Annotated in this window: 23 protein-coding genes; 11 read left to right on the forward strand and 12 right to left on the reverse strand. The window is 48.9% G+C overall.

What is annotated here, in order from left to right:
- Positions 1 to 2: 2 nt before the first annotated feature.
- Together rppA and rppB are read left to right on the forward strand one after the other, a co-directional pair.
- Positions 3 to 704, forward strand: coding sequence for a two-component system response regulator RppA (rppA, locus tag H6G21_RS10650; protein ID WP_190573382.1), 702 nt, complete (start codon positions 3 to 5; stop codon positions 702 to 704).
- Positions 705 to 818: 114 nt separating this feature from the next.
- On the forward strand, positions 819 to 2,177 hold the full coding sequence (rppB, locus tag H6G21_RS10655; protein ID WP_190573383.1) for a two-component system sensor histidine kinase RppB: 1,359 nt from the start codon (positions 819 to 821) through the stop codon (positions 2,175 to 2,177).
- A 28-nt stretch (positions 2,178 to 2,205) separates the two neighbouring features.
- Here rppB and H6G21_RS10660 read toward each other — a convergent pair whose 3' ends face one another.
- A complete protein-coding gene (locus tag H6G21_RS10660) occupies positions 2,206 to 2,859 on the reverse strand; it encodes a DUF4231 domain-containing protein (RefSeq protein ID WP_190573384.1) in 654 nt (217 codons plus the stop codon).
- Between the two features lie 189 nt (positions 2,860 to 3,048).
- On the opposite strand from H6G21_RS10660, the gene H6G21_RS26205 reads away from it, so the two are divergent.
- The 3 genes from H6G21_RS26205 (at position 3,049) to H6G21_RS10680 (ending at position 5,857) form a co-directional block, all read left to right on the forward strand.
- Positions 3,049 to 3,315 carry an IS1 family transposase gene (locus H6G21_RS26205; protein ID WP_190573385.1) on the forward strand — a complete coding sequence of 89 codons (267 nt, stop codon included), beginning with the start codon at positions 3,049 to 3,051 and terminating at the stop codon, positions 3,313 to 3,315.
- Between the two features lie 215 nt (positions 3,316 to 3,530).
- On the forward strand, positions 3,531 to 4,490 hold the full coding sequence (locus H6G21_RS10670; RefSeq protein WP_190573386.1) for an orange carotenoid-binding protein: 960 nt from the start codon (positions 3,531 to 3,533) through the stop codon (positions 4,488 to 4,490).
- Between the two features lie 1,040 nt (positions 4,491 to 5,530).
- A complete protein-coding gene (locus tag H6G21_RS10680) occupies positions 5,531 to 5,857 on the forward strand; it encodes a hypothetical protein (protein ID WP_190573388.1) in 327 nt (108 codons plus the stop codon).
- A gap of 147 nt (positions 5,858 to 6,004) precedes the next feature.
- On the opposite strand, the gene H6G21_RS10685 is transcribed toward H6G21_RS10680, so the two are convergent.
- The 3 genes from H6G21_RS10685 to H6G21_RS10695 all read right to left on the reverse strand — a co-directional run bounded on the left by H6G21_RS10685 (position 6,005) and on the right by H6G21_RS10695 (position 11,358).
- Positions 6,005 to 8,224 (reverse strand): tyrosine-protein kinase domain-containing protein, encoded by a 2,220-nt coding sequence (locus tag H6G21_RS10685; protein ID WP_190573389.1) that lies wholly within the window; start codon positions 8,222 to 8,224, stop codon positions 6,005 to 6,007.
- 229 nt (positions 8,225 to 8,453) lie between these two features.
- Positions 8,454 to 9,542, reverse strand: a complete 1,089-nt coding sequence (locus H6G21_RS10690; RefSeq protein ID WP_190573390.1) for a glycosyltransferase — start codon at positions 9,540 to 9,542, stop codon at positions 8,454 to 8,456.
- Between the two features lie 325 nt (positions 9,543 to 9,867).
- On the reverse strand, positions 9,868 to 11,358 hold the full coding sequence (locus H6G21_RS10695) for an SLBB domain-containing protein (protein WP_199307146.1): 1,491 nt from the start codon (positions 11,356 to 11,358) through the stop codon (positions 9,868 to 9,870).
- 836 nt (positions 11,359 to 12,194) lie between these two features.
- On the opposite strand from H6G21_RS10695, the gene H6G21_RS10700 reads away from it, so the two are divergent.
- Positions 12,195 to 13,994, forward strand: coding sequence for a hypothetical protein (locus H6G21_RS10700; protein WP_190573391.1), 1,800 nt, complete (start codon positions 12,195 to 12,197; stop codon positions 13,992 to 13,994).
- Between the two features lie 247 nt (positions 13,995 to 14,241).
- On the opposite strand, the gene H6G21_RS10705 is transcribed toward H6G21_RS10700, so the two are convergent.
- Positions 14,242 to 14,976, reverse strand: coding sequence for a nitroreductase family protein (locus tag H6G21_RS10705; RefSeq protein WP_190573392.1), 735 nt, complete (start codon positions 14,974 to 14,976; stop codon positions 14,242 to 14,244).
- Between the two features lie 409 nt (positions 14,977 to 15,385).
- Between H6G21_RS10705 and H6G21_RS10710 the strand changes: the two genes are divergently transcribed.
- The 4 genes from H6G21_RS10710 to dusA all read left to right on the forward strand — a co-directional run bounded on the left by H6G21_RS10710 (position 15,386) and on the right by dusA (position 18,302).
- On the forward strand, positions 15,386 to 15,565 hold the full coding sequence (locus tag H6G21_RS10710) for a hypothetical protein (RefSeq protein ID WP_190573393.1): 180 nt from the start codon (positions 15,386 to 15,388) through the stop codon (positions 15,563 to 15,565).
- Positions 15,525 to 15,953 (forward strand): SufE family protein, encoded by a 429-nt coding sequence (locus H6G21_RS10715; RefSeq protein ID WP_190573394.1) that lies wholly within the window; start codon positions 15,525 to 15,527, stop codon positions 15,951 to 15,953. The genes H6G21_RS10710 and H6G21_RS10715 overlap by 41 nt, the downstream gene beginning before the upstream one ends.
- Positions 15,954 to 16,018: 65 nt before the next feature.
- Positions 16,019 to 17,137: an alpha/beta hydrolase gene (locus H6G21_RS10720; protein WP_190573395.1), complete on the forward strand. Its 1,119-nt coding sequence runs from the start codon at positions 16,019 to 16,021 to the stop codon at positions 17,135 to 17,137.
- A 172-nt stretch (positions 17,138 to 17,309) separates the two neighbouring features.
- Positions 17,310 to 18,302, forward strand: a complete 993-nt coding sequence (gene dusA / locus H6G21_RS10725; RefSeq protein ID WP_190573396.1) for a tRNA dihydrouridine(20/20a) synthase DusA — start codon at positions 17,310 to 17,312, stop codon at positions 18,300 to 18,302.
- On the opposite strand, the gene H6G21_RS10730 is transcribed toward dusA, so the two are convergent.
- The 5 genes from H6G21_RS10730 to H6G21_RS10750 all read right to left on the reverse strand — a co-directional run bounded on the left by H6G21_RS10730 (position 18,276) and on the right by H6G21_RS10750 (position 24,438).
- Complete coding sequence (locus H6G21_RS10730) at positions 18,276 to 19,385, reverse strand: tetratricopeptide repeat protein (protein ID WP_190573397.1); 1,110 nt, start codon at positions 19,383 to 19,385, stop codon at positions 18,276 to 18,278. The genes dusA and H6G21_RS10730 overlap by 27 nt on opposite strands.
- A 56-nt stretch (positions 19,386 to 19,441) precedes the next feature.
- Positions 19,442 to 20,176, reverse strand: coding sequence for a 16S rRNA (uracil(1498)-N(3))-methyltransferase (locus H6G21_RS10735; protein WP_190573398.1), 735 nt, complete (start codon positions 20,174 to 20,176; stop codon positions 19,442 to 19,444).
- A gap of 33 nt (positions 20,177 to 20,209) precedes the next feature.
- Positions 20,210 to 20,482 carry a YciI family protein gene (locus tag H6G21_RS10740; protein WP_190573399.1) on the reverse strand — a complete coding sequence of 91 codons (273 nt, stop codon included), beginning with the start codon at positions 20,480 to 20,482 and terminating at the stop codon, positions 20,210 to 20,212.
- 74 nt (positions 20,483 to 20,556) lie between these two features.
- A complete protein-coding gene (locus tag H6G21_RS10745; protein ID WP_190573400.1) occupies positions 20,557 to 23,664 on the reverse strand; it encodes a CHAT domain-containing protein in 3,108 nt (1,035 codons plus the stop codon).
- Between the two features lie 54 nt (positions 23,665 to 23,718).
- On the reverse strand, positions 23,719 to 24,438 hold the full coding sequence (locus H6G21_RS10750; RefSeq protein ID WP_190573401.1) for a hypothetical protein: 720 nt from the start codon (positions 24,436 to 24,438) through the stop codon (positions 23,719 to 23,721).
- 1 nt (position 24,439) lies between these two features.
- Here H6G21_RS10750 and H6G21_RS10755 point away from each other — a divergent pair, with 1 nt between their 5' ends.
- A complete protein-coding gene (locus H6G21_RS10755) occupies positions 24,440 to 24,655 on the forward strand; it encodes a hypothetical protein (protein ID WP_190573402.1) in 216 nt (71 codons plus the stop codon).
- A 12-nt stretch (positions 24,656 to 24,667) separates the two neighbouring features.
- Here the strand turns inward: H6G21_RS10755 and H6G21_RS10760 are convergent, their stop codons facing one another.
- Both H6G21_RS10760 and H6G21_RS10765 read right to left on the reverse strand, forming a co-directional pair.
- Positions 24,668 to 25,264, reverse strand: a complete 597-nt coding sequence (locus H6G21_RS10760; protein ID WP_190573403.1) for a hypothetical protein — start codon at positions 25,262 to 25,264, stop codon at positions 24,668 to 24,670.
- Between the two features lie 82 nt (positions 25,265 to 25,346).
- Positions 25,347 to 26,240 carry a hypothetical protein gene (locus H6G21_RS10765; protein ID WP_190573404.1) on the reverse strand — a complete coding sequence of 298 codons (894 nt, stop codon included), beginning with the start codon at positions 26,238 to 26,240 and terminating at the stop codon, positions 25,347 to 25,349.
- Between the last annotated feature and the right edge of the window lie 248 nt (positions 26,241 to 26,488).

Genomic DNA, 26,488 nt, shown 5'->3' on the forward strand with positions numbered 1-26,488 from the left:
TTATGAGAATTTTACTCGTGGAGGATGAACCGGATCTGGGCACGGCCATTGCGAAATCTCTGACGCGGGAGCGCTATATTGTCGATTGGCTGCAAGATGGCCGGGAGGCGTGGGATTGTTTGATGCAGCTGGAGGTGCAGTATACGATCGCGGTGATTGATTGGATGCTGCCGGGGCTATCGGGCATTGAGATTTGCCAACAACTCCGCAAGGCCCAGAGTGCGCTGCCAATTTTGATGCTGACGGCGCGGGATAGTTTGACCGATCGGGTGACGGGGTTGGATGCGGGGGCGGATGACTATTTAGTCAAGCCCTTTGGCATGGTGGAACTGCTGGCACGATTGCGGGCGTTGCAACGGCGATCGCCCCAATTGCAATCCCAAAGTTTACAGGTGGGGGCACTGACGTTGGACTATGGAACCTCGACAGTGAAAGTTTCCCTGCCGGAGACAGTGCTCACCCTGTTTCTGACGGCGAAGGAGTTTCAATTGTTGGAGTATTTAATGAAACATGCCAATCAAATTGTCAGTAGCGATCAAATTCGCAATCAGTTATGGCCGATCAATTCTGATTCTTCTAGTAATGTGGTTGCCGCCCAAATTCGGTTACTACGTCGTAAATTTTCCGATCAAGGGGTTGATTCCGCGATCGAAACGGTTCATGGACTGGGCTATCGATTAAATATTGCCCGTTCTCCGGGATAAGATTGCCGTAGCCAAGATTGCTGTGGCCAAGATTGCTGTGGCTAAGATTGCCAGAATCCTTCTCTTTTTGCTTGCTTGCTGCCGATTTTCCCTTAAACCCCATTACCTCTCTTCATGCGTCAGAGTCAATTGTTCAACCGAACTCGTTTGCAGTTGGCAGCCTGGTATGCCAGCGTCATGGGGGTGATTTTGAGTGTGTTTGGGGGGATGGTCTATGTGCATATGGCGCATAGTCACTTTGAGGCGATCGACGGTGAGTTACAAACCATTGCGGTCAGTTTACGCGATCGCATTCAACCAGTTTTGGACACGCCGGGAATGTTGCCGTCTACAGGCATTCCAACGGTACCCGATCTATGTCTGGTGGGTCAGCCCTGTCCGAGTTCCAGCGGGAGTTCCCATCTGCATGTATTTGGCAACGATCAACCTGAACCCTATTATGTGCAGTTGATTAATTTATCTTCCCACGTCGTTGCCACGATTCATACGCCTCCGCATCCCCCTCGGCTTTCCTCTGCATTCCCCCACTCCGAAGCCCAGATTTCCCTCATTAATTTTCTGAATCCTTCGGTGCATCAATCGGCTATTCTGCTGAAAACCACGACGGGCCAGCCTTGGGGCTATTTGCAGGTGGGCCGATCGCTGGCGGGTTATAACCAACATTTAACGACGCTAAAAACAATTTTGTTGGTTGGACTGCCGATCGCGACGTTGGTGATTGGGGGGGCGAGTTGGTGGTTGGCGGGGTTGGCAATGCGCCCGGTTTATCTGGCCTATCACCAGATCCAACAATTTACTGCCGATGCTGCCCACGAGTTGCGAACGCCGTTGGCAGCGCTGTGCAGTACGGTGGAGGTGACGTTGGCGGATGCTGATTTAACGCAGGACAATGCCAGGACGACTTTGCAAACGGTGGAACGCCAAGCCCTACGGCTGTCGCAACTGGTTCAGGATTTGCTTTTGCTATCCAAGATCGATCTGCAAGCGTGGCCTCAGAAGTTACAGCGGTGTTGTTTGAATGATTTAGTGAGTGATTTGGTAGAAGAATATTCTGCGTTGGCGTTGGCGTCTCAGGTGGATTTACGATCGGAGTTACCTAGCCAGCCGATGTTATATATCCAAGGAGATGAGGAAAAGATTTATCGATTATTGACGAATCTAATTGTGAATGCGATTCATTACACTCCTGCGGGGGGAGTGGTGACGGTGATTCTTGATAAACAGGATCGCTATGGGGTGATTCAGGTGAAGGACACGGGCATTGGCATTCCGATCGCCCAGCAGGCGCGGATTTTCGATCGGTTTTATCGGGTTGAAACCGATCGATCGCGCCGGACGGGTGGGTCTGGGTTGGGGCTAGCCATTGCCCAGGCGATCGCGCAAGACCATCGGGGTTCCATTCGGGTGACGAGCCAGGTGGGTCAAGGCAGTACTTTTAGGGTGTTTCTTCCGTTGGCCAAGGATGGGGGATAGGGGCTTAGGTTAGGGTTGGAGGCGTGGGTTAATCGTTGTTGTCTTTACGATCGGGGCGTCCGTCGGGCTGTTGGCCTTGGATGACTTGGGTGGAGTAGATGGCGACATCGCGGCGGATGATGTCTTCGACGGCTTCGTGGAATTTGGGAAAGCCTTGGCGATGGTTACTGTTGCTGTAGGGGCCGCAGAGTTCAAAGTATTGCCAGCCTTGGCTTTTGAGTTCTTCAGCGGCGCGGCGATAGTTACGCCAACGTTCTCCGTAGTTGAAAAATTGTTCGATCGCGGTGGCTCCGGCGACGACGGCGCTAATGCCAGTTGTCAAGTAACGCCATGCATCTTTTTGTCCCCCTTCTAGGCCGGGGTTAATGCCAACGAGAATGGGAACGAGAACGCTGCCGATAATGGCGGTGACGCGCAGGCGATAGTGCCAGTCGCGGGATTGGGAGGCGCGGCTTTCGATCCAGAGGACTTGGTCGAGCCAACGGGCAGTGAGATAGTATTTTTGGAGTTCGTCGAGGTCGATCGTGCCCATCATCTGCTTGAAGTCTTGCTTGAGTTGCTCGCGGTAGTCCTTGGACACTTCGGGCGGGGCGGCGGGGGCAGAGGGGACGACTACGGGCTCTGAGGCGGTTTCTGGGGCGGTGGATTCTGGGGTGGTGGAAGATGCAGACGGGTTGGTCATGGTGGTTTAGAGCAGTAGTTGGGTGATAACAGTCTGCGGAAATTTTAGCAAGGGGCTGGGGAGTTCAAGCGGTTTTGGAAGATTTTGATACTTGGGTAGGGTGGGGTGGGAGTCCCAAAATCCGTCAGTTTGAGCAGGAGTATGCACAACAGCTTGCTCAGCCGGTGAAACGAGTAGAGTTGCCGAAAGATGACCATACAGACCTGTCCAAGTTGTGAGTCCCAAGAGGTTAGTCGCAATGGTCTCACCCGGCATGGCAAACAAAATTATCAATGTCGGGACTGTGGTCGTCAGTTTGTCCTTGATCCCGTCTGGAAAGCCATCACCCCACAGCAGTATGGACTGATTGAGCGGATGCTCCTCAATCGCGTCTCCTCTACCCAAGCAACGTCATCTACCCAAGCAACGTCATCGCTATCGATGTCTTGCCTTTCAGGAGACCACCCTGCATTGTAACGCTTTTACAAAATGGGCGATCGCCACTCACGACTCCCTCCCCAAGAGCCTCAAACCCTCGGCTGTACAAGACAAAATACATTTTTTCCAGATTGTCGTTACGCTGTGTTATATTACGATATGTAAACAAAAATTGCGTCTTTGTTACAAAACAGATCGGTTGACATGAGACAACCGTGCAGTGAGTGCAAACATTGAACTATTACGAGGTTTTCATGTCATTTACGATTGATTCTGCTCGGAACATTTTTCCTGGAACCTTATCAGCAGATGCGGTGCCTGCAATTAGTGCCCGTTTTGGGCAATTGAGCGCCGAAGATCAACTCGCTCTGATTTGGTTCGCTTATCTGGAAATGGGTAAAACGATTACGATCGCAGCTCCTGGTGCCGCCAGTATGCAGTTTGCAGAGTCTACCCTGGCTCAAGTCAAGCAAATGTCCTATCGTGAGCAAACCCAGTTCATGTGCGATTTGGCCAATCGTGCCGATACCCCCCTCTGCCGGACCTATGCAACGTGGTCTCCGAATATTAAATTAGGTTTTTGGTATCAGTTAGGGCAATGGATGGAGCAAGGCTTAGTGGCTCCCATTCCTGAGGGTTATCGCTTGTCTGCCAATGCAGCTGCCGTTTTGCAATCTATTCGAAATGTAGAACCCGGTCAACAAATTACCGTTCTACGGAATTCCGTTGTAGACATGGGATTTGATCCGGCTAAGCTGGGGACTTATAACCGCGTCGCTGAGCCTGTTGTGGCTCCCAAGTCTGATGATCAGCGTCGCAAGGTGACGATCGAAGGCGTGGATAATCCTACGGTGTTGTCCTACATGGATAATCTCAACGCGAATGACTTTGATGCATTAGTGCAACTATTTACCCCGGATGGAGCGATTCAGCCTCCCTTCCAGCGTCCGATCGTGGGTAAAGAAGCTGTGCTGCGCTTCTTCCGTGAAGAGTGCCAAAATCTCAATTTGATCCCGGAGCGGGGTGTGTCGGAGCCTGCGGCGGATGGCTACACCCAAATTAAAATCACCGGTAAAGTGCAAACCCCTTGGTTTGGCGGTGGTGTGGGGATGAATATTGCTTGGCGTTTTCTGCTCAATCCTGAAAATCAAATCTTTTTTGTCGCGATCGATCTTCTCGCGTCTCCTAAAGAGCTGCTGAACTTGATTCGGTAAAGTTTAAATTGGTTGAATTAAGCGCCCTCTCTAGGGGGGCGCTTTCTTTGTATGCAGACAACATCAGGAGGCCAAACGATCGGGTGAATACATCACGTTGGACTGGACTGAGCATTACCATCATACTGGTGGTTCTGTGGGGGATCAGCCTGGGTTGGCTGCTACAAAGCAAACACTTACCTTGGTTCGCAACGATTCTTGGGATTCTAGGTCATACCTTTTTACAGACAGGATTATTTGTTCTAGCCCATGATGCAATGCATGTAAACTTAGTTCCCCATCAGCGTACTCTCAATCATTCAATCGGTCGATGTTTAATCTTGCTCTACGCTGGTTTATCCTACGATCGCTGTCGTGAGAATCATTACAAACATCATCGTATACCTGGACAGGGGAGTGATCCTGATTTTCATACTGAAGGTAATAGTAATCCCTTTCATTGGTATGTCAAATTCATGCAGGAATATCTTTCATTGAGTCAATTGGCTCGATTATTCATGGGACTCAGTATTTGCATGCTGTGTCTTGGCATCTCTATAACCACGCTGACCCATCTCCTGCTATTCGAGTTATTGCCCCTCTGGCTGAGCTCTCTACAGCTCTTTTGGTTTGGGACCTATCTGCCCCATCGCCATCCAATCCTAAACCAGCGACACCAGGCTACGAGCAGTTACTATCCAGTGTGGCTATCCTTTCTGACGTGTTATCACTTTGGTTACCATTGGGAGCACCACGAATATCCCCGTACTCCTTGGTACCAGTTACCCGATCGCCGCCCTCAAAATATCGATAATCTTCAACCCCTATCAAAGCACTTTGCCAACATCGGCTGATCCTAGACCACTCCAGATGAATAAGTATAAATTACTATTTTGATTAGAAATTTCAAAATATCCTACTGAATAGCTTGTTTCCGCAAAAGGTGAGGCGTTAAGATACCTATACTTTCTGACTCAACAGTGGTGGCTGACGGTTTCTCCCAGTCAGTAGCCATTTCAACGAGTAGCCATTTAAGCCATTTAACAAGTTAGGTTTAAGCAATGCAAGCGACTGGAATTAGTTGGGCACCGACAGAGAAAACCATTGCAAAAGCTGCATTGGATTGTGCCTATGAACGAGAAACAGCCGCTCTTTTGCAGGAAGTGCAAGATCGGGCTAAAAATGTTTTGTGCTTAGATGATTTGTGGCAGTTACACGATTTTCTGAGTGCCCGTCGTCACGACATTGAAGGGAAGTACGAAGAGGATTGTGCTAGCTTACTGTTTGGGCTCGCTCGATTGGTGAAGGAAGGTTGGCTGACCGGAGATGAACTGACTGGGTTGTCTCCAGATAAGCGATCGAAGGTATCGGCCCTCGCTCGGATGTAAGTCCATTGCTGCAAGCAGTTTGGTTAAATGGGCTGCTAAGTTCTTCGGACATCCAACACAGCCCAATGTTAGGAGATTTGAACCACTCCAGATTTCCAGTTACTGATTTCTAGTTGCTGTAGTTAAATTATTGCTTAGACAATTGGTCTAGAGGGCAGAAGCTGCAACATAGTCAGGATTGCTAGTAACCGATTCTGTCACAGCATTGGCAACAACCCCAAGAACGTTAAACTGCTTCATGGATTCCATCGCCTTAGCAATATCCGATCGGGTCACTTGATCCAATCGTCCAACCATTAAGACACTGTCGCAGTGGGAGGCTAACAACATGGCATCCACCATGCCCAATACAGGTGGTGCATCAACGATCACTAGGTCATAGCGATCGCGGAACCGCTGCATTAATTCCTGCATTTGACGGGAACTCAATAACTTAGCGGGATCATTGGTATTGGCTCCTGAGGTGATGATTGAAATATTATTGCGATCGTCCTCATCCATGAAACTGGTTAATCCCACCATCTCCTGACTGGTGAGTAAATTAACCAATCCCTGTTCATTGGGCAAACCCAGTAACCTGTGCAAACTAGGGCGACGTAGATCTGCATCAATAACTAAAACACGACGATTTAGTCGAGCCGCACTCAGGGCTAACCCTAGAGCGATCGTAGATTTCCCTTCCCCAGCCAATGCTGATGTTAGAACAATGGATTTTAACGGACGATCGCGGCTGGCCAGCAATATTTTTTGATACATCAAATCCATGGCCTCCCGGAAGGGCTGCCAACGCATCAGTTCACCGATATCCGGCACAAGGGATTGTTTTTTCTGAAACGGCAAACGCATCGCCAAACTGGGTTCCGCTTCAATATAGAGCCGAGGAATCATCCCTAATAGGGGGAAAGCCGTCTGACGTTGCAGATCTTCTGAACGATGAACCCCATCATCCATCGCTTCCCGAGCAAAGGCCGATAAACCCGCCACAAACAGTCCTGCAACGGCCCCCAAGAGCAGGTTACGGTTTAAATTGGGACCCGTTTTAACGCCAACTAAGGGGGCTTCGACAATTTGCCAATCAAATCCCCCCTGAGCGATCGACAATCCAATGTCCTGCCGAGCTTTTAGTAGCTGCTGTAGCGTTTGCCGTTGTAATTCTACCTGCGGCTCCAGTTGACCATAGGCCGATAATAGTTGAGGATAGCGGCTGAGTTCAGATCGGAGTTGATTCTCGGTACCCACTAGGGAAAAATAACGGGCCTGCGCTTGGCTTAAGTTGACCTGCGCTTCCACCAGTTGATTGACTAAGGTTGTATCTAAATTGCTCAGTTGCCCCCCAGCAATCAGTCCTTCCGGACTGGCTCCCGCCGTTCGATCGCCTAAAATCCGTTGAGCCTCTGTGCGCAGAAGTTGTAATTGCTTTTGACGTTGTTCAGCAACCTGCTGGACAAAATCTGTATTATTTTTAAAGCGCAGTTGTTGTTGCGCTAGCGCTAATTCCGTTTTTTGAATCTCAGTTAATAACGTTTGATAGCGGCCAGATTGACTCAATCGAGCCATCAGCGCAGCTTGTTGTGGTTGGGTTAGGAGCTGCTGCTGCAATCCGGCATAGCGACTTTGTAATTCGCGAATTTGGCTCAGATTTGCTTGCAAGTCTATTTGAATTTTACTGAGTTGATCGGATTTTGCTTGGGCTTGGATTTTGGGATCAACTAACTCTTGATCTCGGCGAAACTGTTCTAATAACTTTTCTGCATTTCGTAATTCTCCATTCACATTCGGTAACTGGTCATCAATGACTTTTAAGCCACGCTTTAACCGAGCTTCTTGCTGCTGGATATTATAATCACGGTAAACCGTTTGCAATGCGGTCAAAACATCCTGGGTTTTAAAGGGATTATCCGAGGTATAGGTAATCTGAAAAATTTTAGTTGGACTAGAGGATTTCTTCTCACCCGAAGCAACCTGGATAATGCTGAGTCCTGATTTTAGGGCAAAGACACTAGCCGGATTTTGTGAACTAAATTCTGGATATTTTCCCTCTAATTTAACGATCGCCTGTCTGAGTAAATCAGAACTTTGTAGCAAACTAATCTGCGTCGCAGGATCGATCGATACTTCAGGATCGGTAAACTCATCCTGTAACTTGGCCCCTTGACTTTTACCTTGGTAGGTTGGCTCAATTAGTAATTGCATATTACTAACATACGTCGGCGTTTGTCGGAGGGTAACCAATCCGCCCATTCCTAAGCCAGCTAACAATCCTAGGAATATCAGAATACGGTTACGCCAGAGAACCCCAAATAGTTGACCGTAGCCAAGTTCTGGTTCAGCTGTGGTAGGTGTGGAATTCAACTGGATAGAAGTCATACGCACCAAGGAAGTTCGATAGATTAGCTAGACAACTGAGACGGTATCTACTCTTTTCTGCACCATTCACTCCATGCATTCCGGTCATTTCCACTGATCGCCATCAGAATATGAATTGCAGTCCCATTCATTTACCAAGGCTTCACATTCTTCCCAGAATTCACAGAGTATCCATGCCCAATGGGCTTTATCGGGCATAGCCAAGACGACCCTTTTGCTAGAGGATTCCTCAAGCCGCGATCGGTAACTGATTCAACACTTTTTCGACTTGCCCAAAGAAGGCCGTTTCTGAAAAATGCTGCACTGCATGGTCACGAATTTTGGAGTAATTCCAACGAATTTCTCGAGATTTGAGTAGAGCTGTTTGCAACGACTCCGGGGTTTGGCGACGGAAAAAGAGCCCCGTTTGTCCTGGAATTTGGGTATCCAGTACCCCACCTGCTCCGTAGGAAATGACGGGTGTTCCGCTAGCATTGGCTTCGATCGGCACCAAGCCATAATCTTCCAACGCCGCAACGACTACGGATTTAGCCGTGGACATTAGCTGTTTCCGCTCAGCATCGCTGACATGACCAAGAAATTCAACATTTTTCAATGCTTGGGACTCCAGCCGACTCCGTTCTGGGCCGTCTCCGGTAATCAGCAATTTCCAACCCAACCAATTAAAGGCCTCAACAATTACATCTAACCGCTTGTAACTAATCATGCGGGCAGAGGCTAGGTAAAAGTCGTCTTTGCTTTCAGAAAATTGGAATTGGCTGGTATCGATCGGGTAGTTAATCACCATGGCATTGCGGTGATAAATCTGTTGAATCCGTTGAGCGACAGTGGTGGAATTAGCAATATACAAATCGGGTTCTTGGGAGTATTTTAAATCCTGCTCCCGCATAACCCGAAAAATCTTTTCAATAAAGGGATATAAATTTTGATAGTCACCATATTCCCGTAAATAGGTTTGGGTATCCCATAGGAATCGGGTTACATTATGGCAAAAACAAATATGATAGGCATCCGGACGTTTCCGTACTGCCTTTGCAAAACTGGTACTGCTACTAATAATTAAGTCATAGTCCTGAAGATCGAGCGATCGAAAAGCTTGATAGTAGAACGGAGCCATTAAACGAAAATACTTCGTGGCCCCTGGCAGATTCTGTAGAGCTGTTGTTTTTACCAAGCGATCGCTGAGATCAATACTTCTTTGGGGGTCGTACAAAGAAGTAAACACATCAGCTTCCGGGAAGCGTTTGCACAGCAGTTCAAAAACACGCTCTGCACCACCACGCTGAGTTAAGTAATCATGAACAAGTGCAATTTTCATCACCAAATACCAGTAATTGATAAATATATTTTCAGAAACTGTGATACCTAGAAAATTACGAGAAAACGCAAATCATGGAGAAAGCATTGCTAAAAACGTTGAATTTATCACATTAAAAGCAATAATCTTCATTCACAGTTTTGAAACTCTTGAGGATGCGTAAAACTGGTAGGTGACCCACAATTAGTATTATCAGGGATTACAATCTAACTAAACTGTATTTTTTGAGTTATTTATAAATTCTTTAAGATAAAATGCTCGCGGATAGTTAAGTAAATACAGCATCTAGAAAATTCTCTCCTCAGGATAGATAGTGTGTAGAGGGTTATCGAATTCCAAACAAGCGGAGGAATCCAAAAATTCCACTGAAAGGCGACAGCACACTGCCAACTCCTTGGGAGAAACTGGCAAATCCTGATTTACGGACCACCACAATGTCATTGGGTCGCAAGGCTGGATTGCCTGCCTCATTAATACCCTGGGCTAGATCGATCGGGATATCCCGTTTCGTCACGCTGCCATTGGGATTGAGTCGAATCAGTGTGACGGATTTTTTCACGGCATCGCGGTTAAACCCACCTGCGGTCAAGATCGCTTGGTTGAGCGGTGTACTGGGCGGAACAGAAATGGCACCCGGTCGCTCCACTTCCCCAACCACATTGACCGTAATTTTATCGGGTGCAAAACTGGGATTACCTAAATCCGGCAGAACACTCTCACTCAAGGATGTCACCGTTGGAATGCTAATCGTATCGCCATCTTGAATGGGTAAATCCTGTAAAATATCGCCCGACTTGAGTAATTTCCAGAAATCGACTTTGACTTTTTGTTCACCCCCCGATCGGGTCAAACGGATAATTTGAATGTTACGCAGGTCAGCCATTTGCGTAATTCCCCCAGCCGTTTGGATCGCTTGGGTCACACTAGGCGTCAACGACCCAGGGCCATTATTATTGCTATTGTTGACGCCTTCTGCCAGGGTGTAAGGGCCAGGACGATTAACTTCTCCAATCACCGCCACCTTGAGGGGCCGACTGCTCCGGGTTGCAAAATTCGCCGCCGACAATTGTCGCGACTTAGCCAAATCAATACTAGACGCCGTAGGAATCATAATGCTATCGCCATCCCGTAGCCGGAGATCTTGCCGGGATTCGCCTGACTCTAACAGTTGCCACAGGTTAACCGTAATTAACTGGTCATAGCCTGGATTCATCGGGAGACGGCGACGAATTTGAACGCGCTGGAGATCGGCTGCTTGGGTGGAGCCTTCGGCTAATTGAATAATGCGAGTTAAGTTGGGTACCCCATCCGTTGCACCAACGGTGTAGGAACCCGGGCGGTTGACTTCCCCCGCGATCGCCACTGAAATGGGTCGAGCAGCGACTAATCCCATGGTCACGACCGATCGGGTCAGAATGGACTGGAATCGGACTGCAATCAAGTTGGATGCCTGTTTAAGAGTGCGGCCCTGGACGACCACTGCACCCACTTGGGGTAAATTGACGCTGCCATTGGGCAGGACGGGATATTCGCCACTAAATTCTGGAACGTTGAAAAAGTCAATGCGAACACGATCGCCGGGGCCGAGGAGATAACCATCATCGTCTGCAATTCCCAAGGATGCGGGGGTTACCCTAGACGGTTGATTGACCCAGCCCGATCCAGTGGTAGCCTGAGCCGGTAGAACCATCATCCATCCGGAAGCCGTCACGCTGAAAATACTGGTTAACGCTAAGGTGATCGATCGAGAATGAATGTATCGAGTACTAATGTCTAGAACCAAGGACAGAGATTGGGATGAACTGCTGTAATGCATAACCGAACAGATCTAAAAACTGAGTGTTTGTTCGCAGTAAGATAACTGTGGTGGTAGATCAACCCTCTACCAGGGACGAGTAGATAGCAACTGAGTGCTGAATACAGAAATGAAATCCAGAGGCCAAAAACAGAGCCTGAATAAACAGAGGTTGAACTGAATAAACAGAGAATTAATCCAACAGAAAGATCCGAGACTGGGGGCAATTCGCTCTACATTCAGGATTTAGATGAAGTTAGAGGAATAAAAAGCATATTCTAAAGTTAATTAACTGGACTGATTGAGAGACCTAGATTGAGAGACCTAGGTAGACTGAAAAACTAGAGTCAACCGAAAAACTAGAGATTCTGAATCTTGCTTTCCAGGAATTGTTCCAAGAACAGTTCGCGAGGGAGACAACCATCCCATAGAACTCTCTAGCCAACACACTCTTTAGAAAAAACCTAGGACTATCTAGCAACAGGACACTTTCGGGTAGATTTCAGGTAAATGAATTCGGAAGAGTTGATAGGTTCCAAGGAACCCATGGGGCAACGGCAATCAGGGGAAAATCCTTCTTTGCCTTCCCCATAAGTCATTACTGGGCTTTCCGTAGGACTCCGGACGGTTTACTAAACTTCCAACTAAGGGTTAATAAGGGTTAAGTGGTTTCGCTGGCGACAGGACTACATCTATGCCAGATTCCTGAGCAAAGTGTCCTGATATTCGGAGGATTTCTTGCTTAATGTAAAGGAGTTCGATCGCAGCTTAGCTCCCACGATCGGATTCAGCATGCTGGCCTTGGCTATTCATTCCCTGGTTGTATCCCGGCCTTAATCCATCAGGAGTAATCACCCATGATCCACAACCTTAATCTGGACGCCTTCTCTCGGGCGACAGAATCCCCTACGCCTCCTACAGCCCCGGACACTGCCGTTTCACCAGAGGAAACCCTAGGCACAGAATTTCGAGAAGGCATGGCGACAGAAAACAGTTTGACAGAAAACGGTTTGACAGAAAACGGTTTGACAGAAGGCATGGCTGCTACCGAGTCTGGCGCACTGATCCCGATCGACCACAGCCTCAATGAGGAATTTGACGGAATCTACCAGCCTAGCCCAACGGCTGAATCTGTTCGCATGACGGGTGAATATAACGGGCAACCGGATTCTACAGAGCAGGATTATGTAGATGTTCCTGCGACAGAAATCCCTGACCCTCCCCAAAATCGCTACGACGTTCATCAAGACGGCTCGTTAACCTATTTCCAGTATTACTTCGACGAGACTCCACCTAACTCCGCCGGGGTGGACTATGCCCCCCAGACCTTTTCTACCTCCAAATTTCCGACTGGCGTTGTGGGTGCAGGCGTTCTTGCAGCCACGGTCGTCTCAGGATTTATGATCGCTGAGGCGGTCAAACAACCCACCCGACCGCTCAACACCACAGCCCTCAAAACCGATACGCAGACCCAAGCCAAGGATGCGTCTAAAACACTCACCCCGACTCCGAGTCAGCCGGAACTGTTAGCCCCTCCTAAGACGTTATCGGTACCGCTACCACCTCCCATGCGAACTTCAGTGGCTCCGACGGCTTCCAACTTTGCAGCCTTGCCAAACGCAATGGGGATGTCCGGTGCAGGCTTAGCGGCCAATCCCCAAGGCGCGATCGCCGCTAATACCCCCCTCCGTCCAATTTCCGTTGCCCCACCGGAAATTGTCATGGACGCTGCTGCGGGTGGACGGTCAGGGACGCCAATGGCCCAAGCTCCTGCCAATGCAGCCTCAGGGGAGGGAACCACTGGCAATACGGCGTTAACCCCAGCGACGCCGGAATCCTTAGCCACAATTGTGAGTGCCAACCCGACGGGTTCAAGCCCAACAGGCACAAACTCAATTGGCACAAATCCGATCGGCAATCCTAATGGGCTGAATAACGGATCGATCGCCCAAAATCCCAATCCCATTGCCAGCAATAATCCAGCAATTTCGATCGAAACTGTTCCATCGCTTGACAATTCCGCAAATCGTTCTGGGATGAATCTAGCACCGGGTTCTCTGCCCAACCGTCCCAGCACGAACTTTCCACCGACTGAAGTTCCTACAAATCGTTCAAGCAGCACCCTAGAGCAATCTACTTTGAGTCAAACATCTAGCGCTAACAGTGGCACTGACAGTGGCGCTAACAGTGGCCTTAACTCGAGAGATCGTGGGATACCTAGATCTGCCATGAATGAGGTCTCTAGTCAACCCCCATCAACCACAATGATGCCACCCACCCAGGAGCCTCAGGCATCTGCCACCCCGAATCATTCCGCAATTTCCAACCGTACCCAAGTCCTCAATGCCCTCCGCAATCTCCAAGATTTCCTTGTTGTCCCGCAGAAGCTAGCCAGCACTGACCAAATTGAACTCCTTCCCCTGAATACGATCGCGGCTCAAGAAGCCCAATCCTCCCAGACGGCAGGTATGTTTTCGGTGAGACAGTTGAGCCAAGCAGATTATGTAACGGCTTGGAAGGTTCGCAATGCCTCAGATGAGGGTGCTACGGAAGCCCTAGGCTTTCCACCCCATGGGTTTATTGATTACAAGCAGCAACAAATTGTGTTGCCCAAGTTAGTGGTGGCAGACAAGGCCGTCATCAGTTCAGCAAACTAGAGCTCAGCAAGCTAGAGCTCAGCAAACTAGAGTCCAGACAGCCCGCTTGAGTTGTACCTGTTGCCGCCGCTCTATTCCATACCATCCCTATATCTATCCCCTCCCTATATCTATCCGCCATATATCACACTGCGGGCAGGAATCAGGACTCCTGCCCGCAGTTTCTTTGCGTTGAGAAGTAAATTGGGTGGTAAAAGAGGGGAAAAAAGTGTGAGATCTTCCTTGGTTTATCCCTTGTATACCTGATTTATCCCTTGTAGGAGTTGCCAAATTTGTCCAGGAAGACGTTATAGGCAAAGGGCAACCGACCGGGATTGGCACGAACTTCCGACGCATAGCCCACTGGAATAATGACCGCGATCGCTAAATCAGGATCGTGCTCCATTCCGATCGCTGCCTTAATTTTGTCCTCTTCCCAGCCATTCATGAAACAGGTGGATAGCCCTAACCCTTCAGCAGCTAGCACCAAGTGGGTCGCTGCAATCATGGCATCCTTAATGGCATACTCCCGACCTTTATCTCCCAACCCCATTTGGAAGCGGGGAATGGCGAGCTTGAAGTATTCTACGGTTTCTTGGGTCCAGGCCCCTGTTGCAATTCCTTGTTGATAGATTGGGGTTAAATCCTGCTTCCAGGCATTGGGATCAGCCGCAAAGACGAAGGTTACGGGAGCTTGTAGCACCTGCGGCTGGCCATAGGCCGCGTCAGAGAGGGCTTGCTTCTGGGCTTCATCCTGAATGATGATAATTCGCCAGTCTTGAAGGTTATAGCTACTGGGAGCCGCAACGGTTAATTCCACAAGTCGGCGAAGGATTTCCGGGGCGATCGGCGTTGATTTGAAGGATTTAATCGATCGTCGCTTGAGAATCGTAGTTTGGACATCCAGAACAGTTCCCTGCTGCGCGCCTTCTGGGGTTCCTTGGATCGCGCTGGCTGGGGAATTGCCGCTATCAACAGAAACAGTTTGGTCAACTTGGGTCATGAGCCGTTCATTCACGCCGGGGAGAGAGTGCCGAAGCCATAGCTACCAAGTTGCTGAATTCAGCGAACATCGGTATCCTATGCAGGTTCATGGCAAATCCTTCACGCAGCTTAACATTTTCATTCTCATTTTGGCTGTGCCTTAACGGAGATTTTTAAGGAAGCTGCGCACACATACAAACATTTTTGACACAAATTTTGGCAATTTTGGTGATTGATTAGCGATTGATTGGCAAGTCAGTCATCCATTCTTCTGAGTCATCCATTCTCAGGGCATTGAGGTTCCACCTCCCTTTCCCTTTCTCTATTAATAGAAATTATTTGCAATAAGAAAGTTTGTCAAGCCCTGGATTATCCCCCTATTCAACCGGCCTGCCCCAAATCTCATCCCCTAGCCAAGGAAGGGTTTTATGACGTTTTATAATGAGGGACGGCTCAATGACTGGATGCCCTGCTCTTTGTACCGATCGACTTGTATCGATCGACCCTGTTTGACCGATCGATCATCCCGTTCTCCCACCTTCTTATCCCGCAAATTCCTCACCCGCTATGAGTACACCGACCACCCCCCTGCCCGAGACCCTCGCTAAAATTGTGCAGCGGTTCCAGCGAGTTGCCGACCCCAAACGCAAGTACGAACAACTGATCTTCTACGCCAAAAAAGTCCCCCCCTTTCCTGAAGCAGACAAAACCCCTGAAAACAAGGTTCAGGGCTGCGTCTCTCAGGTGTATGTGACCGCAAGTTTGGTAGAGGGTGCGGTGCAATTTGCGGGGGACTCGGATGCCCAACTGGTCAAAGGGCTGGTGGGCCTGCTCCTAGAGGGACTCAATGGTCTATCGCCCCAGGAAATTGCCAACCTCACCCCAGATTTTATTCAAGACACAGGGCTGGATGTCAGCCTGACCCCTTCCCGTGCCAATGGGTTTTACAACATGTTCAAGTTAATGCAACAGAAGGCGATCGCCCTGCAAAATTAAGCACAGCCTGCAAAATTAAGACACGGAACGCGAGGGAGCCAAATCAAGGGGGAACGGGCATGACCATGAAGGACACAAACTGGGATGGGGAATCGTTGACCAACGGGGATCAAGCGGAGGCCGTAGCTCAGGATCAACCAGCTCAGGAACTAGCGCTGGAAACTCAAACACCAGAAATTCCAGCACTAGAAACTCAAGCACTAGAAACTCAAGCACTAGAAACTCAAGCGCTAGAAACTCAAGCGCTAGAAACTCAAGCACTACAGGCCCAAGAGTCCGCCGGTTCGCCCTTCGGAGAGACGCGAATTTACTATTGGCGTTGGGAAAAACAAACGATCGGGGTGCACTATGAGGTGTTTGGCCAAGGTTCTCCGATTTTGCTGTTACCTGCTTTGAGCACCATTTCCCATCGTGATGAAATGCGGCGGTTGGGAGAACTTCTGGCAGAAAAATATCAGGTCTACCTATTCGATTGGGCTGGTTTTGGATCCAGCGATCGACCTAAGGTGAAGTACAGTCCCAAACTGTATCAAGCACTCTTACGGAACTTTGTGCAGGAAACCTTCCAGGAACCGATCGTCGTCATGGCGGCGGGGCACGCGGCGGGGTATGTGATGGAATTGGCTCGCATGGAACCGAGTCCCTGGTCGTGGGTGGTGTTAGCGGCTCCCACTTGGCGCGGTCCATTGCCAACGATGATGGGTGAAACTAAGCGGGCTTGGTTTAAGTTGCTACAAGGGCTGATTAACTTACCCCTAATTGGCCAGTTCCTCTATCGCCTAAACACCACCAAATTTTTCCTCAGCTTCATGATGGGGCGACATGTGTACGCCGATCGCGCCCGGATTACCCCGGCGGTGCTGCAAGAAAAATTTAAAATTACACAAGTGAAGGGAGCACGATTTGCCTCCGCTGCCTTTGTGACAGGTGCCCTCGATCCAGTGCGATCGAGCCAAGATTGGCTAGCCTATTTCCAAGGTCGGCGGATTCCGGTGTTACTCGTAATTGGGGAAAATATGCCGCCTAAATCCCGTGCAGAAGCGGAGGTCGTAGCCCATTTTGGCGGAGTGCAGATTTTACGGATGCCCGGTTCCCTAGGCTTACACGAGGAGTATCCAGAACAGTTATTTGAAGGCATTGCACCGTTTTTAGCCAAGTATCTCTCTAAGCGCAAAGACAATTGATTTCATACAGTTCTTTGATCCAGTAGGGCAAGATTCAGGGATTTTGGGTGAGATATTAAATATTCGTTCTGTGCTCTGATCTGTTTTCAACAATGATTACTTTTATATTATTTTTCAATCTTATTTCTAACTCTAAGCCTGAACATCACTTTCTTAATTTCCAGTTTTCACCATGACGATACCGAGAGCCACTACGTTTCCCTATCCCTTGAGTGTTGCGCCCATGATGGATCGCACCGATCGGCATTTTCGGTACTTCATGCGGCTGATAACTCGACACACATTGCTGTATACAGAAATGGTTACGAGTCAGGCGATTTTGCATGGGGATTTAGATCGCTTGTTGGGCTATGCCCCGGAGGAACATCCGATCGCGCTGCAAGTAGGGGGCGATCGGGCTGCGGATCTAGCAAAGTGTGCAAAATTGGCAGAAGACTGGGGCTACGACGAAATTAACCTCAATGTGGGCTGTCCTAGCAGTCGGGTACAGGATGGCAATTTTGGGGCTTGCTTGATGTTGCAACCGGAGCAGGTCGCAGATTGTGTAGCGGCGATGATGGCTGCAACGAAAATTCCAGTGACGGTTAAACATCGCATTGGCGTAGACGATCGGGATAGCTACGAAGACATGGTGAATTTCGTGAAAACCGTGGCAGCGGCAGGATGTACACGCTTTACCGTGCACGCTAGGAAGGCATGGCTCAAGGGACTCAGCCCAAAGGAAAATCGCGATATTCCGCCCCTGCGCTATGAGGATGTCTACCGCTTGAAACGGGAATTCCCAGACCTGACGATCGAAATCAATGGCGGAATTACAACCCTGGAAGCAGCTACAGAACAATTACAAACTGTAGATGCCGTCATGATTGGACGGGCTGCTTACGATCATCCCTACCTATTCGCAACCGCAGATGCAGCGTTTTGGGGTGAGACAACACCGCCCCTCACACGCCAGGAAGTGGTTGAGGCAATGCTACCCTATATCGATCACTGGACAGCGAGTGGACGCAGGCTCAATTCCATCACCCGTCACATGCTGCTCTTGTTTAATGGTCAGCCGGGAAGCCGGATCTGGAAGCGCATCTTAACGGAAAAATCCTGCATTCCAGGCGCTGGGATTGAAGTCGTTCAAGAAGCATTAGCCGCGATTCCGAAAGAAGGCTAGGCTGCTGTAGATATGAAAGGCAGGATTCCAGGGACTATCATCTTGACCCATGAGGTAAAACTTGGGATCTAACTGTTTAAGCAGATGGGGGAATTCGATCGCGGTTTCTGCAAAGGGGGAGAAATCGTGATAGATAGGTTTATCGGATAATTGCTGTTTGAGAAAACTCAACAACGTATTCCAGTGAATGCGGAGAGTCGTTTGGACATCGCTATGATTAGGGGTAAAGTCAATGCCTTGGTGGAAATCGTAGGTACGATCGCAGAAACGCAAAACACAATTTCGCCGAGGTAAATGAAGATCGCAAACTAAAACGAAGTCTTGGGTTTCGGATTTGCGTTGTCGTTCGCTACCTTTGCGCAAAATATCCGTTTCCAACACTTGCTCAAAAATAGGCAAATGGCCTTCCACCAATTGACTCACCTCTGACCAATGGAAGGCGAGGTTCCCGATTTGACCTTCACTATTCTGGCAAATCACTACCGCTTGGGGTTCGTAATCCTGAATATAAGTGACTTGGAAAATTTGTAATTTTTCCAGAGAACTCACCGGAACCCAAAAGGCCGGCAATCCGTTTTCCTGTAATTGTTTGCCATAAAACGCCATTTCACCGATCGGCCCCATGCGATAGATGCGCCAGCCTCGGTTGGGAATGTGCACCCGCGCCGTGTAAACATCAATGCCAATGATGCGACTGAGGGTTTTCGCGGCTTCTTGACGTTGTTCCAGTTCGATCGCCTCTAGCACCAAAATGCCCGGTTCCGCTTGGTCCGGGGCTGCCGTCACTTGAGCGATCGCGATTTGCCGTTGAGCTTTTTCGAGATCTTCAACTCGCTGTAACCCTTGCCTCGCCTGGGTAATCAGTTTGGGAATCGTGATGTTTTGCAAGAGTTGTCGATAAACCTGGGTTGCCGCTTCCAAATTGCCCCCGACTTCGTATAAGCGTGCACGGTAAAGCTGTACCCAAGGATTTTCGGGATGGGCTTGCCAGAGTTGTTTCAGGATCTGGGTGGCAGCGCGATAATCCTGTTGCTCAAAGGCTTGGGCCACTTGATCGAGGAGAATTTGGGGATTAGTAGACATAAGAGAGGACTGCTCCCAGCATTACCCTAGAATTGACTCTTGCCTTTAATTGTGCATTATTTCTCAAAAATGGCTGCAACAATTGCCATGGCCACCACGGGAGCCGTTACCGCTCGCAGAATACGCGGCCCCAATGAAACCGTTTGATAACCGGCTTGGATGCCTTGGTTAACTTCGCCTTCTGTCCATCCCCCCTCTGGCCCGATCGCGATGACGAGTTCAGTGGGTAGTTGAGTATTGGATCCAGTCTGTAAAAGGGGCATCAGATGCGGCGAGTCACCCCGGCTCCAGCAGAGGTAATGGAGGCCCTGAGGTTCTGTCTGAACTGCCTGTAAATGCTGCTTCCAGGAGACTGGATCAGCGATCGTCGGCACGATCGCCCGTTCCGATTGTTCAGCGGCTTCCTGGGCAATTTTGCGCCAGCGATCGAGTTTATTAGCACTGGGTTGCAGCAGGGTGCGATCGCTCAGAATTGGCAGAATGCGGCTGACGCCCAGCTCTGTGACTTGGCGCACCACATCATCAAAGGCGTTGCCCTTGGGTAAGGCCAGGGCGAGGGTGACGGCAATGGGCAACTCCGATCGCACATCCAACAGTTCCAGCAGCGTTGCCCCATCCCGTTGCTCCAGTTGCACGAGCCAATTTTCCCCCCCTCCCGTCATGGCAATGAAGCGATCGCCGGGTTGCAGCCGCAGGACACGAGTGAGGTAGTGGGTTTGGTCTGGGGTGAGGTGGAGGGTTGGTAGCTGGAGTTGATCAGGGGTGATAACAATGCGCTGGATCTGACTCATCGGTAAGAAGGGCAACTATCAATAACTCATGCACTACCCGATCGCCTGAATCCATTCTTTGACTTCATAGGCCGTCCAAATGCCGTTTTGCCAGTAGGGGTCGGACTCGATCAATTGACGCACTGTAGCCTCATCGGGGGCGTCGTAAATGCCAAATACTTGGGTTAAGTCCTGGGTGGGGCCGAGGGTGATCAACACACCGGATTCCTTTTGTTGGTTAAGTCCCGCTAAATGGGCTTCCCGGTATGGGGCGCGGCGCTCCACCACATTTTCGCAATAGGATCCAAACAAGACATACTTCGCCATGGGACTCTAACCTGAACAGATACCAACCGTTAATTTACAGCTTTCTCACAATAACGTAAAACGGTCTTTTGACTTCACCCCCCATTGACAATACCTACAGCGGTTTGCTGCCGATCGCTTTCTCCTATTAGGGTAAAGGCCGCCCAGTCCCTGGGTTTGGGATATTGCTTCATCGTGTCCAACATCGCCTGCCGCAGGGCTTGGGCCTTATTGGGATTAATGGTGAGATTGCGGTAGAAATGACTCATAAATACGCTAGTAGACTGATCATTGACCGCCCAGAGGGAAACCACCACGCTGGGAACTCCAGCCGCAATCAGCGATCGCGACAAGCCAATCACGCCATCGCCTTTAATATCTCCCCGGCCTGTGTCGCAGGCACTCAATACCGCTAAATGGGCATTTAACTTGAGATCGAAAATTTCGCTGGAGGTTAGAAAGCCGTCGTCTGAACCACTGGGTGCCAGGGCGATCGCCCCTGGCACTTTGTCTTTATTTTGGTTGAGTAACCCATGGGTGGCCAAGTGGATCATCGAAGCGGATTTCATTTGATTGAGAACCGTGGATTTTGTGGCTTGTTCTCCGATCAGTGGTTGGGTGTTCAGCAATTTGGCAATGGCGATCGCTTCTTGTCGGGCCCCTGGGAGATTCGTTAATGGTGCACCTTCAAAGAAGGGCATTTTGGGATCACCCACCACCAAAGGATTGCCGTTTACCTGTACTTTTTTCGCCTGCTCACGGGTCAGTTGCAGGGTTTGGATGGAAGGTGCAGTGGAAATCATGTGTTTTTCAATTAAGTATTGTCCCTGCTCGTCTTTGAGCGCTGGGAATGGCACAAAAAAGAGTTCGCCCTGGGGCAGGAAGGTAACTCGTTGGTTTGGATCGGTTGGTAGGTCAGCCACGATCGGGGCCACGAGGGCTTGATAGAGGCGTTGAAGGTCTGTTTCTGGCTGGGTGGTAGATCGAGTCGTTGTTGGTGCAGTGGAAATCACCGCGATCGACCCTCGGCTCTCTGCCACCATTTGTTCGATCGGGGCCATTTTCGCCAATTTAGAAATCTGGAATTTGATTTCTCCACTAGGTTTAATCACCCAAATATATAATTGCTCTGTATCAATTAGCGAATACTGAACTAATGTGGAATTTTGTGTTTTAGCAATTTGACGAATTTCAGCTAACTTCAGAGGCTTAGGCAATGTTTTAAAATCGGGAATTTGGCGACCTTTCATCCGCGCAAACAGCAGTTCTACCAACGTTTTTGCTCTAGCTTCTTCTGCAACTTCCAACGCATCTTCAATGCGATTTTGCAGAACTAAAATCTTTTGGAGTTCTCGATAATCCGATGCTTGTAACTCCGCCATATTAACTCGTCTAATATCATCTTCTGGCTTGGACGAGGAACCATAACCAATGGAAACCCTAAATTCTTCATCTGAACTTAAAATCGCACGAAATATCGATGCAGCTTGAGGTAATTGATTCGATCTCAAAAATGCATAGCCCATCTTACGACGAATAGCCGTTTCAATACTACTGTAAATCGGATCATTCTTCTTGCGCGGATCTAATGCTGCTTCATAAACCTCGATTGCTTTTGTGTAATTTCCGCTTTGTTGATAGGTATCTCCTAAATACATTAATAACCAATTTGGTTTTCTTCCAGACGGTGCTTGATAAAGGTCAAGGGCCGCTTGATGATGCGCGATCGCCATTGAAAATTCACCACGAGCTGCATAGAGACGTCCCAACAAGTTCAGAGTTTCCGCTTCTGCGGTGGTGTCTTGGTATTCGCGAGTAATGATTAACCGTTGCTTTTGGCTGTCGATCGCTTTTTGATGTTCTCCGAGTACACCATAGGTTCTGCCCAAGTTGGCCAAGGCACGGGCTTCCCCCCATCGGTTTTTAGCTTCTTGGGCAAGTTTTAGCCCTTGTTGCGAGTATCGCAGCGCTTTAGTCGCTTGTTCGATCGACGCTGGAGATTGACTAAAATCAGTGGATAAGATTCCGCTTTTCCAGCGGTTGTTTTTCCGTTCATCCAATGACTGATAGGACTTGCCCAAGGATGTTAAAATCCGACCTTCTGTCCAACGATCGTTGACTTCACGGGCAAGCGTTAACCCTTGATTTAAAACTTCAAAGGCTTTTTCATTGCCTGCATGTTCATCGGCATAGCATTGACCCATCCCTGCTAAGGCACGGGCTTCACTCCCACGATCGCGCAATTCTCGAAAAAGTGGCAAACTGGGAGTATAGGCTTCTTCGATCGCCCTAGAACAATTACCATTCCACAAAGCATAAAAGTCGCCCATCTGAAGCAATGTATTGGCTTCCTGCTGACGATTTTTCAACTCGCGCCATAGTTTGAGGCTGCCTTGAAAGGCGGTATAGGCTTTGCTGAAGTCTGAAGACTGATAAAATGTGCCTAAACGCCGGAGAACTTTGGCTTCATTGACTTTATCATTGGCCTCACGAGCGACCTTTAAACCTCGTTGGTAATATTCAAGAGCCTGATTGTTTTGGTTTTGTGCTCTATAGGCAATGCCAATGTTAATTAATGTATTAATAACATCACTTTGATTTCTTAATTCCGTATAGATCGTTAAACTCTGTTGGTGAAATTCGATCGATTTTTTATAATCTTTAAGGTTGTGGTAAATAATTCCTAAACCGGACAATGCGTAGGCTTCTTCCTTACGGTTCTTGAGTTCGCGCATAATGGCCAAACTCTTGTTGCTATACTCGATCGCCTGATCAAAGTTGCCCTGTAGACGATAGATATCCGATAAGCCCCCCAAGGCTTGCCCCTCACCCAAACGATGTTTAATTTCAATCGCGATCGCTAAACTTTGATTTTCAAAGTCCAGTGCCTGGGCATATTGACCCAATTTGGTGTAGATAAATCCTAAATTACCCAGCGATCGTCGTTCGCCATTGCGGTCTTTGATTTGACGGTAAAGCGCTAACGCCTGCTGTAAGGGTGGAATGGCTGCATTCAGTTGATCGTTTTCATAGAGCTGAATCCCTTGGTTGAGTAAACGATCGGCTTCAGCTTTTCGTCCATCTACCGTTTGCGCAATTACTGGTGGAGTACCAAATAGTTTGGCAATCGGTAATCCTTCACTCACTGCCACGATCGACAGGAATGCTAATACAAAGTTGAGTGATTTAAATGTTACAGACATGCTCCAAACACCACTTTAAGTAACGAAAGCAGGAACGATTTGCGATGAATAAATTTAGTATTGTGTGGGCTGAAGTTTAACCCCTTGTAGGTTACTTGTTACCTTGCTCGCACAATTTACCGTTACAGCAATCTTATCGTTGTTTTTCACACGTACCCCAGCCTCGATCTCCGATGTTTTAGACAATCGATCGACACCCCAAAACACGCTGTACGTTGTGTCGCCATTGGGGACATCCACCGCATAACTCATCCACCGTCCCACGCCCTTCCATTGCCAAGTCGAAGCCCGATCGCGCGGTACCTGTAGCGCTAATTCCGGGGTCTCATCAGGACGACCAAAGGAATACTCGATCGTTGTATCAGTTTCATACAGCAAAATCTCTTTACCATTGTCCGTCAAACAGGAAAAGAGTAAGGCACGGTTCGCGCCGGATGGTGGCATGGGCTGAGTTGAGGCGCTAGCGGACTTCGTGACCCAACCCTTCTCAGAACAGCTCGCAATGCTCCCCTTCGGCTTCATGGACGCGAGACACCAGTAGACCCGACCATCGTAAACCACTCCCGCTTGCATTGCTTTCAATTCGTCGATCGATCTCCAAGGTTGTTCACCGCCCTCGGAATAATAACGATAGCGATCGCCCTGCACTTCCAACCCTTCATCGGTATGGCCGAGCCAGTAATTACCCTCAGCAATTTGAGTTGTAGTCCTTTTTTCAGCCTCAGCATTGGCCCCTTGGGAATTCTCTACCGTTGCTGAAGGGGATTCTTTCACATTGCCGTTTGATTTTGTAGAGGTTGTTGGGGCTGGTGTGGAAGTAGTTTCTGAACTACCAGAATTATTAGAACCTATCCCTGAACCACAACCCACCATGATCAAACCAATGCAGCCAGCCAATAAAAGACTCGCAATACTGAAAGAATTAGATTTGGGAGTGTTGGGTGTCATAGAACCTGAGGTGATTTGGGCAGAATTCAACTTGAGAACATGAATCCAAACTCCTTCAAAACCAATCGAACTCGGTTTGAATTGCGCCATCCTGACCGGGTGAAATTTGGATAATTGTCTGATCTTTCATCGAAACAAAGGCAAAGGGCCAATTTCCGTTGGCGGATTTCATCGCTGCGTACAAAGGATAAAAATAATCCTTCGTTTGACCTTGGGGATCATATGGGAAATTGACATAGAAAATGGGATAGGTACGATCGCTACACAATTGCACAGCAATAATCTCTACCCCTCGTTGAATCATCACATCTTTCGTCGGGTGCTCCCAGGTGCTTAAGTCCAGCCTTTCACACCCTTTGGAAAGGATCGGGAAGAGTTTCGTATGGGGCATATAGGGCAGCGCAACCTCCTGGAGTGACAGCTTTTGGGGAGCAGGCGTCTTGGCAGAGTGGGCTGCCGGAGACTGCGTTGAGGGTGCAGCCACGATCGTGGAAGATTCGGTTGGCGGTGGAGTGACAGCGGTAATTGTAGTAAAAGATGAGTTCAGAAATTCTGAACGGGCACAACCCAGGGTCAGAAAACTTGTGCAACTGACAACGCTAGCGACTAAGGTTAGTTGAATGACGGATTGAATGCTGGGTTGATGATTCATACAGAATAAAATTCTCTTGAATGGCAAGGTGTGGAGTTTTCTAGATCTGCTTGCTTAGAAAGTTCAATTTCAGAGCCTGCATCTAATCCCCCGGCAGTTCTGGAGCACTGCTGCGAACCTGCTCAATGTCGATCGCATCGATCGGCTGTAGTTGACGGGATACTGTTAAAGTTTGGGTGCGGATGAGTTTTTTGCCGCCCCCGTCTGGATTACCTCGGTATTCTTCAATAATGCGCTTGCCTGTTAAAAAATTACGACTGTCCCGAATTTCATTGCCGTTAGCTCGATCGTAGGGATTGACATCTTCCCCAATCAGAACCAGTTGGCCAGAAGGTCGATCGATCCAAAAGCGATGCACAATTTCCACCGCACCACGACTACCGGAAATTTGCTTCACGACTAACACATCATCCTCGATCTCGATGCGGATGTGTCCCCCCTGGGCAGTGCCTAACATGCCAGCACATCCGCCACAGAGAAGTAAATTCGGAGCATGGGCCAGTTGCTGCCAACCGGAAGAGGTCGCCCGTAAAACGATCAAATCGAACTGCCCATCCCGTGACAGCTTCAGCACCGCATCTTGACGACGATCGCCATTCAAATCCCCGGAAATTTGTTGCGCCACTTGCCAGCCTGCGGGAATGAACGCCTCGATCGTAGCTTGGGTCGGACTGGAAGAAGAGTCCTTCTGGGCAACGGTTTGGGTCGTCTGGTTAGCCTCTGGTGGAGTGGCGGCTTCCGGGGACTCCTGACTGTCTGAATTCGTCGATGGTGACGCTGGCGTATCGCTGCTAGTCGCTTGGCGATTCAAATTCTTGGAACTATTGGACTGGGATACCGGAGTGGGTTCTTGAGGATTGGAACTGACAGGCCCCCCACAGCCGATCGTCAGCAGCCCTACCATGACTGCCAACAACCCTCCTCGAACGATCGAGCCCCCAGACGCAAACTTTAGTTGTGTAGCTTCTACAGCCATTCCCTTCCTCCCCATAACACCATCCTTCAGTGGCCCTAATTCGCAATTTGATACACCTTAATAGCGTGCTAATCCGGATTGATAGAAGCACGATCGGCAAAATCTTATAATTTAAGCGCTTAAACCTAGGGTTGAGCCGATTTTTCTCAATACTATGTTCTCAATATTACTAGTTTAAAGAAAAAATCTTCTCCCTAGAATCCGCTGAAATATAGTGCCTCTTCCAGGAAGACTTATGCAGATGAAGG

This window comes from Alkalinema sp. FACHB-956 (assembly GCF_014697025.1).
Taxonomy (GTDB): domain Bacteria; phylum Cyanobacteriota; class Cyanobacteriia; order Leptolyngbyales; family Leptolyngbyaceae; genus Alkalinema.

Excerpts from the sequence above, each read along its gene's own strand:
- rppA (WP_190573382.1), top strand. The coding sequence starts at position 3 with ATGAGAATTTTACTCGTGGAGGATGAACCGGATCTGGGCACGGCCATT.
- rppB (WP_190573383.1), top strand. The coding sequence starts at position 819 with ATGCGTCAGAGTCAATTGTTCAACCGAACTCGTTTGCAGTTGGCAGCC.
- H6G21_RS10660 (WP_190573384.1), bottom strand. The coding sequence starts at position 2,859 with ATGACCAACCCGTCTGCATCTTCCACCACCCCAGAATCCACCGCCCCA.
- H6G21_RS26205 (WP_190573385.1), top strand. The coding sequence starts at position 3,049 with ATGACCATACAGACCTGTCCAAGTTGTGAGTCCCAAGAGGTTAGTCGC.
- H6G21_RS10670 (WP_190573386.1), top strand. The coding sequence starts at position 3,531 with ATGTCATTTACGATTGATTCTGCTCGGAACATTTTTCCTGGAACCTTA.
- H6G21_RS10680 (WP_190573388.1), top strand. The coding sequence starts at position 5,531 with ATGCAAGCGACTGGAATTAGTTGGGCACCGACAGAGAAAACCATTGCA.
- H6G21_RS10685 (WP_190573389.1), bottom strand. The coding sequence starts at position 8,224 with ATGACTTCTATCCAGTTGAATTCCACACCTACCACAGCTGAACCAGAA.
- H6G21_RS10690 (WP_190573390.1), bottom strand. The coding sequence starts at position 9,542 with ATGAAAATTGCACTTGTTCATGATTACTTAACTCAGCGTGGTGGTGCA.
- H6G21_RS10695 (WP_199307146.1), bottom strand. The coding sequence starts at position 11,358 with ATGCATTACAGCAGTTCATCCCAATCTCTGTCCTTGGTTCTAGACATT.
- H6G21_RS10700 (WP_190573391.1), top strand. The coding sequence starts at position 12,195 with ATGATCCACAACCTTAATCTGGACGCCTTCTCTCGGGCGACAGAATCC.
- H6G21_RS10705 (WP_190573392.1), bottom strand. The coding sequence starts at position 14,976 with ATGACCCAAGTTGACCAAACTGTTTCTGTTGATAGCGGCAATTCCCCA.
- H6G21_RS10710 (WP_190573393.1), top strand. The coding sequence starts at position 15,386 with ATGACGTTTTATAATGAGGGACGGCTCAATGACTGGATGCCCTGCTCT.
- H6G21_RS10715 (WP_190573394.1), top strand. The coding sequence starts at position 15,525 with ATGAGTACACCGACCACCCCCCTGCCCGAGACCCTCGCTAAAATTGTG.
- H6G21_RS10720 (WP_190573395.1), top strand. The coding sequence starts at position 16,019 with ATGAAGGACACAAACTGGGATGGGGAATCGTTGACCAACGGGGATCAA.
- dusA (WP_190573396.1), top strand. The coding sequence starts at position 17,310 with ATGACGATACCGAGAGCCACTACGTTTCCCTATCCCTTGAGTGTTGCG.
- H6G21_RS10730 (WP_190573397.1), bottom strand. The coding sequence starts at position 19,385 with ATGTCTACTAATCCCCAAATTCTCCTCGATCAAGTGGCCCAAGCCTTT.
- H6G21_RS10735 (WP_190573398.1), bottom strand. The coding sequence starts at position 20,176 with ATGAGTCAGATCCAGCGCATTGTTATCACCCCTGATCAACTCCAGCTA.
- H6G21_RS10740 (WP_190573399.1), bottom strand. The coding sequence starts at position 20,482 with ATGGCGAAGTATGTCTTGTTTGGATCCTATTGCGAAAATGTGGTGGAG.
- H6G21_RS10745 (WP_190573400.1), bottom strand. The coding sequence starts at position 23,664 with ATGTCTGTAACATTTAAATCACTCAACTTTGTATTAGCATTCCTGTCG.
- H6G21_RS10760 (WP_190573403.1), bottom strand. The coding sequence starts at position 25,264 with ATGAATCATCAACCCAGCATTCAATCCGTCATTCAACTAACCTTAGTC.
- H6G21_RS10765 (WP_190573404.1), bottom strand. The coding sequence starts at position 26,240 with ATGGCTGTAGAAGCTACACAACTAAAGTTTGCGTCTGGGGGCTCGATC.